The organism is Chroococcidiopsis sp. TS-821, assembly GCF_002939305.1.
Taxonomy (GTDB): domain Bacteria; phylum Cyanobacteriota; class Cyanobacteriia; order Cyanobacteriales; family Chroococcidiopsidaceae; genus Chroogloeocystis.
Map to the genome: position 1 here is coordinate 517288 of NZ_MVDI01000003.1, position 13506 is coordinate 530793.

Annotated in this window: 15 protein-coding genes; 9 read left to right on the forward strand and 6 right to left on the reverse strand. The window is 40.8% G+C overall.

Features of this window, described 5'->3' with window-relative positions:
- Nucleotides 1–78: 78 nt before the first annotated feature.
- The 3 genes from B1A85_RS12755 to B1A85_RS12765 form a co-directional block, all read right to left on the reverse strand.
- The gene (locus B1A85_RS12755; RefSeq protein ID WP_210404413.1) at nucleotides 79–639 is read right to left on the reverse strand and encodes an SRPBCC family protein; all 561 of its coding nucleotides are present in this window, start codon (nucleotides 637–639) and stop codon (nucleotides 79–81) included.
- Between the two features lie 7 nt (nucleotides 640–646).
- Nucleotides 647–2566 (reverse strand): GAF domain-containing sensor histidine kinase, encoded by a 1920-nt coding sequence (locus tag B1A85_RS12760; protein WP_168192394.1) that lies wholly within the window; start codon nucleotides 2564–2566, stop codon nucleotides 647–649.
- A 530-nt stretch (nucleotides 2567–3096) separates the two neighbouring features.
- Nucleotides 3097–3426 carry a hypothetical protein gene (locus tag B1A85_RS12765; protein ID WP_104547278.1) on the reverse strand — a complete coding sequence of 110 codons (330 nt, stop codon included), beginning with the start codon at nucleotides 3424–3426 and terminating at the stop codon, nucleotides 3097–3099.
- Nucleotides 3427–3925: 499 nt separating this feature from the next.
- Here B1A85_RS12765 and B1A85_RS12775 point away from each other — a divergent pair, with 499 nt between their 5' ends.
- From B1A85_RS12775 to B1A85_RS12820, 9 genes are all read left to right on the forward strand, one after another.
- Entirely contained in the window at nucleotides 3926–4480 is a 555-nt protein-coding gene (locus B1A85_RS12775) for an HNH endonuclease (RefSeq protein ID WP_104547280.1), read from the forward strand.
- A complete protein-coding gene (locus tag B1A85_RS12780; protein WP_104547281.1) occupies nucleotides 4458–4847 on the forward strand; it encodes an alr0857 family protein in 390 nt (129 codons plus the stop codon). The genes B1A85_RS12775 and B1A85_RS12780 overlap by 23 nt, the downstream gene beginning before the upstream one ends.
- A gap of 108 nt (nucleotides 4848–4955) precedes the next feature.
- The gene (locus B1A85_RS12785; RefSeq protein WP_104547282.1) at nucleotides 4956–5156 is read left to right on the forward strand and encodes a hypothetical protein; all 201 of its coding nucleotides are present in this window, start codon (nucleotides 4956–4958) and stop codon (nucleotides 5154–5156) included.
- 227 nt (nucleotides 5157–5383) lie between these two features.
- Nucleotides 5384–6844, forward strand: a complete 1461-nt coding sequence (locus B1A85_RS12790; RefSeq protein ID WP_104547283.1) for an RtcB family protein — start codon at nucleotides 5384–5386, stop codon at nucleotides 6842–6844.
- A gap of 67 nt (nucleotides 6845–6911) precedes the next feature.
- Nucleotides 6912–7649: a sulfotransferase domain-containing protein gene (locus B1A85_RS12795; RefSeq protein WP_210404414.1), complete on the forward strand. Its 738-nt coding sequence runs from the start codon at nucleotides 6912–6914 to the stop codon at nucleotides 7647–7649.
- A gap of 23 nt (nucleotides 7650–7672) precedes the next feature.
- Nucleotides 7673–8560: a GTP-binding protein gene (locus B1A85_RS12800; RefSeq protein ID WP_104547285.1), complete on the forward strand. Its 888-nt coding sequence runs from the start codon at nucleotides 7673–7675 to the stop codon at nucleotides 8558–8560.
- A 1-nt stretch (nucleotide 8561) separates the two neighbouring features.
- On the forward strand, nucleotides 8562–8993 hold the full coding sequence (locus tag B1A85_RS12805) for an archease (RefSeq protein ID WP_104547286.1): 432 nt from the start codon (nucleotides 8562–8564) through the stop codon (nucleotides 8991–8993).
- Nucleotides 8994–9339: 346 nt separating this feature from the next.
- Nucleotides 9340–9735, forward strand: a complete 396-nt coding sequence (locus tag B1A85_RS12815) for a hypothetical protein (RefSeq protein WP_104547287.1) — start codon at nucleotides 9340–9342, stop codon at nucleotides 9733–9735.
- A gap of 109 nt (nucleotides 9736–9844) precedes the next feature.
- A complete protein-coding gene (locus B1A85_RS12820; RefSeq protein WP_104547288.1) occupies nucleotides 9845–10390 on the forward strand; it encodes an RNA 2'-phosphotransferase in 546 nt (181 codons plus the stop codon).
- 13 nt (nucleotides 10391–10403) lie between these two features.
- Here B1A85_RS12820 and B1A85_RS12825 read toward each other — a convergent pair whose 3' ends face one another.
- The 3 genes from B1A85_RS12825 to B1A85_RS12835 form a co-directional block, all read right to left on the reverse strand.
- Nucleotides 10404–11177 (reverse strand): ABC transporter permease, encoded by a 774-nt coding sequence (locus B1A85_RS12825; RefSeq protein ID WP_104547289.1) that lies wholly within the window; start codon nucleotides 11175–11177, stop codon nucleotides 10404–10406.
- Complete coding sequence (locus B1A85_RS12830; RefSeq protein WP_104547290.1) at nucleotides 11170–12090, reverse strand: ABC transporter ATP-binding protein; 921 nt, start codon at nucleotides 12088–12090, stop codon at nucleotides 11170–11172. Before B1A85_RS12830 ends, B1A85_RS12825 begins: the two co-directional genes overlap by 8 nt.
- Before the next feature lie 75 nt (nucleotides 12091–12165).
- Entirely contained in the window at nucleotides 12166–13419 is a 1254-nt protein-coding gene (locus B1A85_RS12835; protein ID WP_104547291.1) for a lipid-A-disaccharide synthase-related protein, read from the reverse strand.
- Nucleotides 13420–13506: the final 87 nt, after the last annotated feature.

A 13506-nucleotide genomic window follows, 5' to 3' on the forward strand; every position in this document is an offset into this window, starting at 1 on the left:
TTTGTAGAGGTAAAGTTAAGAGGCAAGAGGGTCAGAAAAAGCTTTGCTCAAAGAGTTTACCTCCTGCCTTTCACGTTGTTAGCTAAAGACTTCTGCTACGCGCTGACGAATAGCAACTAAGTTTATTTGCATATCTTTACTAAGGCGGCGCTCTATAATCGAGACAGGCATAGTACGCTTTGGTAAAACACAAACGATATATTCTAAATTTGTTCCAACGCGCTCGGCTAAACAGTACGGCTCTAAGCACCAGCTACCAGAAAAATCCTTAAAGTCACCCTCAACCATCTGAAAATCAATTTTTTGCGGAAACTTCTCTTCTAAGTCAAGGATGACGCGTGCAGAGAAATTGAAATTCAGTAAACGCTGAGTGCCGACTTGTTCCAAGCGGATACCACCTGTGGGATGTTCAAGGCGCTGACTGCGAGCCAGGTTCGGGATAAAGTCAGCTAACGTCTCATAGTCGGTGAGGACTTGCCATACTTGCTCGATTTCATGAGGAATTTGGATGCGTGCAGAAATACGGCGATATCGCTCAGCTAAGCGCTCAGTTTGGACTTCTACTGCCTGTAACAGCGCAGTCGTTGCAGAGGTATTAGACAATTCTACTTCTAAATTAGGGTTGTAGTCTTGAGTCACAGTTGTACTAAGTTTGAGCTTGGTCAAAAGTTAAGGGTAGCGTAAGTTTAAAACAAACTTCACTACTGCCATCACTTGTCGTACTAGAAACAGCGATCGCACCGTTGATGTGTTGTACTAAACACTTTACCAAAGCTAAACCCAATCCAGTGCCTTGAATCGCCTGTTGAGTTACACCCTTACCGCGACGAAATTTATCAAAGATATGCGCGACGTCTTCGGCTGAAATCCCAGAACCGCGATTTTTAATTTGCAAAACAATTTGATCGTTGTAGTGTCGGACTTGAATATCAATCCTAGAGTTAGGTTCGGAATATTTACCAGCATTCGTCAATAGTTCTTGAAGAATGCGATTCAAACTTTCTGCATCCGTTTGTAAGACTAAAGGCGTTTTTGGCATATCGACAACAAAAGTCAGTCCTTTTTCCGTCCATTTGTCTTCAAACGAACGAGCTATATTCTGCAGTTGCGCGGTGAGATTAACAGATTCTACGTTTAAAAGTGCTTTATGCGACTCGAGTTCTTGGAGCTTCAGGAGATCGTTGATCAGATTGATCTCTTGCGAACACTGCTGCTCTAGAATATCTAAATACTTAGCTTGTCGCTCTGCAGATATTCCCGGTTGACGTAGCATCCGAATTGCGAGGCTCATGCTTGTCAGTGGTGTCCGCAGTTCGTGATTCATCGTACTTACGAATTCGTCTTTCAACTGATTGAGTTGTCGTAGCTGATCGATTTGCTGGCGTGTTTTTTCGTAGAGTTTAGCTTGGACTTCTAGGCTGCGCTGTAGTTGTGCTGTGCGTTCGTCTACTAAAGATTGCACTTGCCGCAAAGTCTGACTTTGAATAATCGCCGTACTGACTTGAGTCCCGACGAGTTCGAGTAAAGCTAGCTCATCAGCTTGCCAAGGATGAGGGCAAGAATGTTGTAGTACAATAAATCCCAACACCATGCCTTGATTTTCTAGCGGAAGCATGGCTAAAGCAGGCCAAGCTTGAAAATCAAAAATCGGATGAGTTTCTTGCGCTAAGTTAAGTTGAGATAAATCTTCCTGGTTGTTAATAACAATAGGTTGAGGGAAGTTGAGGAGTGCTTGCTGACATAACCAACTTTCAGAGATTGAAAATTGGCGGGTACGAATATAATTATTAACTTCTGAGTTAGAACACTGCCATTCGCAAGCAACTGTAGCTGTTGCTTTAGGTACTTTATTCTGCTGCTGGCGTACTTTGAAGCGAAGATCGGTGTATTTTAGGGTAATGATGAAGCCGCGCTCGATTTTGAGTGCTTGTGCTGTGCGAGAGAGTGCTAGCTGAAAAATTTGATTTAAGTCTAAAGAACTACGGCTAGCCATTGTTATCTGGTTGATCAATGTTTGATATTGCGCTGAAGTCTCGACTTGCTGCTGCAAAGAAGCGATCAACCGATTTTGGGTAATTTGAGCAATGGCGATCGCCACAGATGTCGCCACAGCCAAGGCGCTTTCTATTTCTTCCTCACTCCAACAATGAGGCTGTGCGCGTAGAAAACTGACAACTCCGCTGATTTTCCCGTCGTACCATAGCGGAACCCCCAAAATAGCTCCTACCTCTAGTGGCAACTGTACAGTTAACTCCTGAGCGGGAGTCGCCTGCACATTATCAAATGCAAACTTCTGAGACTCTGCGTATGCAAGTGTGAGTTGTTGTAGCGAAAGCAATAAAGGTTGTAGGGGAAGTGTGATGTCCCTATTCGCACACCAATGACCCACCGCTTGAGCAGAGGTGTGCTGCGGTGATGTCATAACAATAATCGTGCACCAGTCTACCTGGAAAGCTTCTCCAAGGATCTGTGCTATTTCGCGTAGGCGTGTTTGGTCATCACAAGCATTTAAGATAATTTGATTGATTTGATACCCCAGATGGGCGGATTCTTGCTGGTGCTGCATCAATCTAACCGAATATTTTGGCGAGCAATTAGTTTCACCTGGGCAAGGGGATGTCGACGATAAAAGCGGCTTCATCTTTGATATGCTTGGTTGTAGTAGTCGCATAGTTGGAAAGAACGATGCTTGAAGAAGCATCCAATTGCTAAGCTCGACCGTATTTTGTTGTATATTGCCCAAGGACTAGTGGACATAACTGCTCACTTTCTGGTTAATACCTTTTCACTTAAGATGCCCTAATTCAGCGAGAGTTGTATAATAGAATTTTGAAAAAATATAAAAGCCTTCATAAGCACGAATATTGGTGATTTCTTGCTCCACATTATCCTGCTTGTAGCTATATAGAATCAGTAGATTCGCTGATTATAAGCAGTTTTTTTTGATGAAGAAGAAGTTGCAAAAACAGCTTGTACGCTACCGTTTTTTCGCTCAGAAGACTTCAGTTTTTGCGTAAAAATCTGAGGGTAGCGAGAATAGGTTACCCGCTACTCTCCACAAGCTACTGAAAAGCTTGAAAAATTTTCACTAAGGTGCTACTTTGATAGGCTGTTTATACTCAAGGGAACTAAATCTCCGTAGGTAGTTAACCCCAACAGCATCGATTCTTGTGGTCGAATTAATTGTCCTGTAATGGCACAGTATTCTTCTTTCTGGGCTGTAGCGGGAATACTGGCACGAATGTCAGTTGACAGGTGAATGCGATCGCCCGATTTATGCTGTACGTATTTCCACAGAATATCGCGGATTAATGCTTGATAACCTTGATTTCCAGCAAGTTCTTTTAATCGCTCTTTGAGTTCTCTTTCCAAGCGGATGCTGGTAACTTCCATTTCCGTCGTTGTGGTACGTGTCAGTGTATGCATTTTTTCTCCTGAAGTATCTAGACAGGTTAGTAATACAAGTGTAGTATGTTTAAAGTAATGTTCAAGTAACTCGATTAACCGTTAGCGTTCAACTTGTCGTTTTGAGGCAAGGCGCTAATCGGTATTAAGCAAACTACTCCTAACGCAAGAGAAAATTCTGTGACTGTAAACTTTACTTCGATTTCAGCAATTTTTCCTCAAAGAACAACCCTTTGGGAATTAGGAGCTATAGAAGTAGAGATTGAGAAAGCTAGCAATGCTGTACAACACACAAGTCGCGACACAAGCGAAAATAACCTAGTTAGCGAAAAGAGATATGAAAATTTAGCAGATTTGCTTGATAATGTGCTGCCGGCTGCACTAAAACCAAAGAAGCCAAGCGGGAGGTATAGATGGCGTGCTATACCTAAACCAAGATAGAATTCAAAGTCTTTATCCAGCCCCCGCTTCTGGCGTATAGAAGAGGGGGTTTTTTATATAGATTAGGAGACGAGTTGTCATGATCGCAAGTCAAGTATTAGAGCAATCGGTGGTTGTATTTTCGAAAAATTACCTGCCGATCAGTAAAATCAATGTACGACGCGCTATTCAATTGTTGATTGCAGGTAAAGCGGAAGCACTCGATTTGACTCAAGAAAGCTGGTTGGTGCGATCGCCGAGTATGGTGCTTGTCGTTCCAGCATATATTCGGTTAACCGTCACAAGTGTCGAACGGATTTGGAAAGTTCCACCAGTCAATCGACGCGAAGTCTTGCGGCGCGATAACTATACTTGTCAATACTGCGGTAGCCATAAACATTTGACGCTCGATCATGTCATTCCCGTGTCGAGAGGTGGTTTACACACCTGGGATAACGTCGTCACAGCTTGCGAACGGTGTAACCAACGCAAAAGCGATCGCACTCCGATTGAAGCAAGTATGCCCTTACACACCAAACCAAAAGCCCCGATGCATCCCACAGTGGCTTTTGCCGAGCAGTTTTGGCGATCCGAGCCATTTCCACCTGAAATAGGAGGAACTTCAAAGCACAATGCTGAAACTAACATATCTTAATAATGGCTTCGATTTAGAGCATTTAACGCAACCATTAGAGGAATGGGTCGCATTCCGAGTTATTTTGGCACTGAGCGTAGGTCAGCACGTCAGTGTCGAACCTAGCACGGCTTCATTTTTATTACCCGCTGATTTACCAGGATTAAATTCACTTGCAGTCGAGGCACAACGCTTAGGCGAGGATATCATGACAGTGTGTGCTTGTGACGCAGAGTATATCGAAGTTTCCCTGTACGGAACTTGGCTTGCAGTCAACAGCGAAACGGAAGAAGGTATCTTTGTAACTAATCTGTATTATGTTGTTGAGTTTTTACTGTTTAAGCTATGGCAAGCAGCCCAAGTAGGTGCAACAGTAGTTGGCGAGTAAAAGTATTTGAGCATTGCGCCCATCGGATTTAAGCCCTTAGATAGGGTATACACTCTATTTTTCGATCCTAAGCTGAATGTGTGTTCAGTTATCTCATGCGAGGTAGATATGTCTAGCGGTCATGCCGATCGTAAAGGTACTTCTGACAAACCTAATACAAATGCTGAAGGTGTCATGGATATTGCAGCGGATAAAACCGTCGATCCAGAAGAACTTCTACCTGAAGGAGCTACTACCAATACAACAAGAACGCAAGAATTTGTTGATTATCCTCCTGCAACACAACGCCCCACCGAAGAACCACAATAAGATTTAATATTGCATTCGCGAGCAAGCTAGTAATAACTTTAGCAGTCCTAAAATAGTTGTAAAACCTCTATATCTTTTCTTTTCGTGAATGTACCTTCTGAAAGAAGAGTTCTGTAATTATAAAACTGTTGCTCTACCTTTAGTTAAAATCGCCAATAAATTTTCACGTTCTGTAATATTCAGACATAAATTTCATTGAAATTACTTTTCAAGTTGTTTGCTAAAAAATGGCTGATATTCAATCATTAAAACAAATTTCAGATACGATTTGGGAAATTCCAATTTCATATAAAGAAGGAATGCGCGTTCCAGCACGTATTTATGGAACGGAAAAATTAATTCAAGAAATGGACGACGCGGTTTATGACCAAGTCACTAATGTAGCAACACTTCCAGGAATAACTCAATATGCCTTGTGTATGCCAGATGGACACTTTGGCTACGGTTTCCCGATTGGTGGAGTTGCAGCAATGGATGTAGAAAATGGCGGTGTTATTTCTCCGGGAGGCATTGGGTTTGATATTAACTGTGGAATGCGCTTAGTAGTTACAAATCTGACATACGATGAGGTAAAACCATATATTAAAAAAGTTGTCGATCGCCTTTATGAGCGAGTTCCGGCTGGAGTGGGAAGCACTGGCTTCGTCAAAATATCGCGAGATGAATTTCGCAAAGTTGTTGAACAAGGTGCGCACTGGTGCATTGCTCATGGCTATGGTTGGGATGAAGATTTAGAACTCACAGAAGAAAACGGCTGCATTGCTGGTGCCGATGCTGCCAAAATTAGTGAAAAAGCAATTGATCGTGGTTTTAATCAAATTGGAACTTTAGGTTCGGGAAACCATTATTTAGAAATTCAAGTTGCTAAGAAAGAGAATATTTTCGATACCGAATTAGCAGCCAAAATGGGCATTACACAACCAAATCAAGTTGTTGTGATGTTCCACTGCGGAAGTCGTGGCTTTGGACATCAAGTTGCTACAGACTATTTGCAAGTGTTCCTCAAGGTGATGGAAAGCAAGTATGGCATTAAGATATTAGACCGCGAGTTAGCATGTGCGCCATTTAATTCACCAGAAGGACAAGCGTACTTTTCGGCAATGAAGTGTGGTTTAAATATGTCGTTTGCGAATCGTCAAGTGATTTTACACCGCATTCGCGAGGTTTTCTCAGAAATTTTTGGGCGTTCTGCCGAAGAGTTGGGAATGCATATGGTGTATGACGTTGCGCATAATACAGCTAAATTAGAACATCATATTGTCGATGGCATAGAGCGATCGCTTTTAGTTCATCGTAAAGGGGCAACTCGTGCATTTGCACCAGGAATGAGCGGTCTTCCTGCAAAGTACCAACCGATCGGTCAACCAGTGATTATCGGTGGCAGTATGGAAACAGGATCTTACTTACTTGTTGGCGTACCCAGTGGCGCCCAAAGTTTCTTTAGCACGGCACATGGAAGTGGACGCACCATGAGTCGAACTAAGGCGCGAAAAACATTTCGTGGGGAAAAACTGCAAAAAGAGATGCAAACGCGGGGTATTTACGTTCGCAGTACCTCGTGGGCTGGTTTAGCCGAAGAAGCTGGAGGTGCTTATAAAGATGTTGATGAAGTAATTGAAGCTGCAGAATTAGCAGGAATTAGCAAAAGAGTTGTGCGTTTTACACCTATTGGGAATATCAAAGGATAATTTATGCTTTTGGCGATCGCCCATCAATAATTTGTAAGGAGAATATATGTGGGTTTTCTGTTGTGGAATGTATCGTTCTGCTTCAACCCTGCAGTTTCAAATCGTCAGTCAGCTTGTTAAAGAGACTCGTATAGGTCAGCAAGTAGGATGGATAGATGCACAACGCTTTTCAGAGGTACGTAATTCGTATCAAAGTTGTCAACAATTAAAAGTTGTCAAAGTCCACCAATTTACAGATGCAATAGGCGAGGAGTTTAACCAAAACAATGCAATAGGTATCTATACATTCAGAGATATTCGAGATGTTTATGTATCAATGATGCAGCAGCAACAGAAATCTTTTGATGCTATTTGGAATTGGCACGGGCAAGACTTTATTCAAACTTGTCTAAATAATTACAAACAGTGGACAAGTTTACCAAGAGTTCTTGTTTCTCGCTATGAAAATATTTGTCAAAACATAGCAGAAGAAGTTCAGCGTATTGCTATGCACCTTGGCATTGACATTGACGCAGATAAATATCAAAACATAGCATCACTTTTTACACTAGAAAAACAACAAAACCGAATCAAAAAATTTCGAGAGCAATTAATGCAAACCCCTCTGAATCCTGACGACCATAGAGCACTGGTCGATTATCATGATGAAGGTAGTTTGTTACACATAAACCATATTACTTCCGCTAAAACAGGTATATGGCAAAAGCATTTAGCTCCAAACGAAATAGCTAAGATTGAAACTAAAGTCAAAGATTGGTGCAGAAATAACATGTACGATTACATTATGTTTTTACAGTCAATATAGTTTTGTTGCAATACCAGGAAGTTATGCAGACACGCACGCCACTCACAGTTATTACAGGTTCTCTTGGTAGCGGTAAGACAACATTGCTGCGTCATATTCTCAGTTCAATTCCTCAAAAAATTGCTATTTTGATGAACGAATTTGGCGAAATTGCGATTGATACCAAGATTATTCAAGGGAAAAATGTCGCAATGGCGGATTTGGGTGGTGGCTGTGTTTGTTGTTCGCTACTCGGAGAATTTGAAGCAGCAGTTGATGAAATCATTGACACAGTAAACCCAGATATTATTGTGGTAGAAACAACAGGTGTAGCAGAACCTGACGCGTTAGTATTTGATATTCAAGAAAGTTTAACTAAAGTTCGGTTAGATGGTGTAATTACTGTTGTTGATGCTGATGCAATGGTGAAATATCCAAGTATTGGTCACACGACACGAATGCAGATTGAAGCCGCAGATATAATTTTACTCAATAAAGTTGATTTAGTAACAGAAGAGCAATTGCAAGCAATTGAAGCAAAGTTACAATCGTTTAATGAAGTTGCTGAGATTGTACGAACTCAACGCTGTCAAGTTGATCTAGATTTACTATTTGGAATTGCAAGGGAGCGACTCCAGCCAGAGCCACATCACGTTCATCAACCTGAATTTGAGTCGTTTAGTTATACAACACAGGCTATCTTAAAAAGAGAATGTTTTGAGGGTTTTGCTGATAAATTGCTAGAAAAAGATGTGTATCGGGCAAAAGGATTTATAAGGTTTACCGATCGAGTTTATTTATTTAATTTTGTGGCTGGAAGATGGGAGTTAGAACCGTTTGATCGAGATGCTACCGAGTTAGTTTTTATTGGTAAACAGGTCAAAAAATATCAACAAGAAATTATCGATCATTTAAAAAAGTGCGAGCAGTAATATGCCTTATGAATATTTGGAAGATCTTGCGATCGCAGACATTGCTTTTCGAGCTTGGGGAGAAAGCTTAGAAGAATTATTCATCGCAGCAGGTGATGCAACGATTAATACAATGATTGATAATATTGATGCGATCGCACTTCAAGAAACTCGCACATTCCACTTGGAGAATGACTCGCTAGATATGTTACTATTCAACTTTCTTCAAGAATTTATTTACTATAAAGATAGCGAATTACTACTGTTGCGTCCGCAACAAGTGAAGTTAGAAGAAAAATCAGAAATATACCACCTTCAAGCAGTTACCCAAGGAGAAAAGCTTGATCCGAAGAAGCATCATCAGCGCGTAGATGTGAAAGCTGTAACTTTACATCGTTTCCAATTAGAAAAAACTGCTAATGGTTGGCAAGCTATAGTAATTTTGGACATTTAATAAGAGGTAGTAATTATAATTCTTTTGTAGTAAGCGATCAATGAAGTAGGCTGTGTTTTTGATACAAATGTAATTATCAGTAGGCTTCAGTTTGAAAATAGCAAACCTGGGCAGGTTCTGTATTCTTTAGTAGATGGCGAAGTATTACTATAGCTTGAACGGAGAAGCCCATTACATAATTACTGGCGACAAAGATTTGCTTGTATTACTCCATGTCGGAGTGTGGTTATAGTTACAGCAGAAGAGTTCTTAACGACAATTGAGCATGAGTAGCAACGGCATATTGGGAAATACATAACTAAATAAATTTATAACTCCACAAAAAGACAGAGATATATTTCAAGCTTTGTGGGGAGCATCTTGGGATTTATCTTATATTCAACTAATTCATCAGTATAATGGTGTTCGACAAGAGGGAAATTCTTATCCTCAATATATTTTAGTTACAGATGATGAAACATGCTCTACTATAGGTAATTCAGCCAAAGGTACTTCTGGTTTCGACTACGGAAATAATATTTATAATGGAGTTATGATGGATTGTGATTTTCCTCACACAGACGATGTTAACGACTATTTATCTGAAATAACTTTCCAGATGAATATTGACGTACTAGACCGAGCAAGAAAGCGGGCATCAATGTCTAATGAAGAATGCCAAAAGGAGATTGAAACAATAATTAGTAATGCTGAATCGCTTATTTCTAATTTAACCAATCAACTACAAACTTATAGTAAATAAAGATTGAGTTAATCATTTTTTTAAGAAATGCTAAAAGCTCCTTGTGTAAAAATTTTTATTGATGAGGTCGGAGTTATTCATACTACATAGTTTAGTTACTCTACTTCTAATGAATAATAATCGTCAAGTCAAAATTAGTAAATATCTCAGTAAGCATCTGCGTCATCAACCAGAACGTCTTGGTTTAAAATTAGCTCCTGGTGGTTGGGTGAAAGTAGATGAATTATTAACAGCGTGCAATAAAAATGCCTTCCCGATTAGCCGTTGTGAATTAGACGAAGTTGTTGCTAAAAACGACAAAAAACGCTTTTCTTTTGATGTTACTGGTAATTTAATTCGAGCCAATCAGGGGCATAGTGTAGAAATTGATTTACAACTAGAACCAGCCATTCCTCCAAAGGTGTTATATCACGGAACTGGGCACAAAGCTGTAGATTTAATTCAGCAACATGGATTAAATAGAATGTCGCGACATCACGTACATTTATCGCCAGATATTGAAACAGCGCGAAGAGTTGGTGCTAGACACGGACATCCAGTTGTATTTGCAATAGATGCAACTGCAATGCAGCAAGCAGGTTATACTTTTTACTGTTCTGAGAATGGTGTTTGGTTAGTAGATAGCGTACCAACTGATTATCTACACCGCATCTAAAGACTTAAAATGTTTAATACCCTCCTAAAATTCCTCGGCGCTTTGCTTCAATTTCTGCACGACGAAATACTATTAGACCTAAGACTAAATATGCTAAGCCGTTAAAAAAGGCTAGTGAAATTTCAACAAAATTTAAACTTAAATTGCGTGCCATTAAATCGCGGAGAATTCCTGCACCCATTGTCATTGGTAACACAAGCCGCACAATCCATAATGTTCCACTCCAAGTTTCGCTTGGAACCGCTAATAAAAATAATAAAGCAAATTGTGTCAATCCAAGTAATTGCTGAATGCGTTTAAATAGTAAAGCTAATGAAGCCATGAGGAATGCTAAACCGTAAGCACCGAATAAAACTGTCAGCAGCGGCAAAATTAAAGTTGGGGGAAAATATAACTGTCGTCCTGTTAGTAAGAGAATGAGTAGTAAAATTCCTGTAATTATGACAATATTGATAGTTAAACTGGCGATCGCACGTGCTAAAAAAACTCGCGGTACACCATAGGGTGTCAGCATGACTTGCTCTAAAGTCCCTGTTTGTGCTTCAATTTGCAGGATACTGACAATACTTGTAACAACAAAGATTACCAAAGTCCACAGCACGTACCCAACAACGATCGCATCCAGGCGATCGCCAAATTGTAAATTGGGACCTGCAATGTAACGCGCGCTGAGAAATAAACCGTAAAATACAGATGTAATAATAACAACTCCGGCAACAGCATCAACAGGATAGCGCGTAAACTCAATCCAACTGCGTTTGAGTTCAGCTAAAAATAATTCAAGCATTGCGGTTATCTCGGACAATTTTGAGGAAAACTTGCGTCAAGTCAGCTTGTTGTTTGACTTGGATTAAAGGTAGAGGGTTGAGAACAGCTAAAACTTGGTATAAACCTGCTGAGGTTCCCTCATAAATAATTCTATCGGCTTGGATGATGACACCTAGAGATTCAAGTTTACTCGTTTGTACAGAATCTAATTCACCTGCTATCTCAATAACGTAAGTAGAACCAGAAAAACGCCGAATAATTTCGCGCGTTCGTTCCTCAGCTAAAATTTTGCCTTGTTGAATAATTGCGACGCGATCTGATATTTCTTCTGCAACATCAAGTTGGTGTGTTGTGAGTAAAATCGCACAACCTTCACGCGCAATTTCGCGTACTAAAACTTTGACATTTTGACTCGCTTCTACATCTAAACCTAACGTTGGTTCATCGAGTAACAATAAGCGTGGATTGTGAACTAAGGCGACAGCGATCGCCAACTTTTGCTGCATCCCGCGTGAGAGTGTTTGTACTGGGGCGCGGCGTTTTGATATCAAGTCGAACCTTTCTAATAATTGCAGTCCGTTTTTATGCGCTACACGGCGATTTAGCCCGCGTAATGTGCCAAAATACTCTAAGTTCTCTTCGGGAGTTAGTCGCCAATAGAGATTGCGATTTCCTTCTAAAACTGCACCAACTAAGCGTAGCGACTTCGGATTGCGATGCGGATCAGAACCGGCAATTTTGACTGAACCTACGTCAGGTTTGATTAAACCCGCAATCATTTTGATGCAAGTCGTTTTTCCGGCGCCGTTGGGACCTAAAAATGCGAGAATTTCACCAGAATTGATGTTTAAAGAGACACCGCGTACAGCTTCAATTAGCTTTTTGCGTTGCTTGTATGTTTTGTGTAAGTTGTGAACTTCGAGGGCGATCAAGAGAGGGGTAAGGTGTGAGGGAATGTCTGAGGCTTTACCTTCTGTAATATATTGTAGAAGGTATCTTTTGATTGTTTATTCGGGTAGCCAGCCAAATTGTTGAACTAAGCATTCGGCGATGCGACGGGCTGCGCCTGGTTTTCCCATACGTTGGTAGCCATTTTTGGCGATTTGTTCGAGTTTTTGAGGATCTTGAAGTAGCGATCGCACTGTATCCGCAACTTGTTTTGGATGTTCGAGTAAAATCAATGAGGAACCAAGATGGCGGCTTTGGGCTTCAGCAAAGGCATAAGTGTATTGTGGTCCATTTCCTGGAAAGGCGATCGCACATTTTCCTAAACCAATAAATTGTTCGGTGGCTGTTCCCGCCATTGCTATTGCTAAATCGGCTTGGTGTAAGCAATCGTTGTAAGCATTTTGAGTTAGAATCACAGATGCATTTTTGTATTTAAATGTCAAGCCTTCCTGAGGAAAACCTGAGTTAATAAGACTTTGAATCAATGGTTCTAGAGTTAATGTCGGGGCGATCGCACCCAAAAAAACAAGCGATCGTGTCGGAAACGCGGCGATTAATTCGGTAACAGCAACGAGAATTTTTCGCCAATTTTCGTAAGCTTCAGGAGGGCGCGAACCAGGAAGTAAGAGAATTGTTAACCGCTGCGGATCGCGTTCTAACTTTAATACATTCTGCGCCTCTAATCGATCCATCATGGGGTTTCCCAAATCGAACGCGGGAATTGCCAATTTTTGTAGAGTTTTAGTTGTTAACGTGTCTCGCGGAAAAACCGCTTTGCAACGTGGGTGCCTCATTAAATAGCGGTCGAAAGGATGATAAACTGAAGCTGACAAATTTTCTAAACGCGAGAGTAGCGATCGCCTAGGATGCCATCCAAACTCATCTTGTCGGTAATATTCTGATTTTGCTGTACCGATAAAAGCGTAATTCGCCCCACTGCTCCACGCAAAAAGTAACGGTACAATATCACCGACAGCTAAAATCGTTCCACCTTGTTTTGCCCAGCTACGAACGACCTTCATTTGAGACAAAGTAAGTTTTAGCAAACCTCCTTGTAAATCTCGTAAAACTTGTCGACCATCCATATAGATAAATCCACCAGAAGGCATTGTTTGCACTTTCCCAATAATGGGAATACTAAATTGAGTGTAAGCGCGTCCTTCGCCAACGATGGGTAAAGCGGCGATGTCAATTGCACTTAACTGCTGTAATTCTTGGAGAATTCGCACAGCGATAACATCTTCGCCGTGACCATTACTAAGGCAAAGTAACTTTATCGGAGAACTTGGGGAAAATGCTGATAAATTATTCATTCAGAAACAAAATAACACCAGTATGTGTCTGTTAGTTCATAAATATAAGTTTGGTAATAGGTAATGGAATACGAACCATTAGCTACT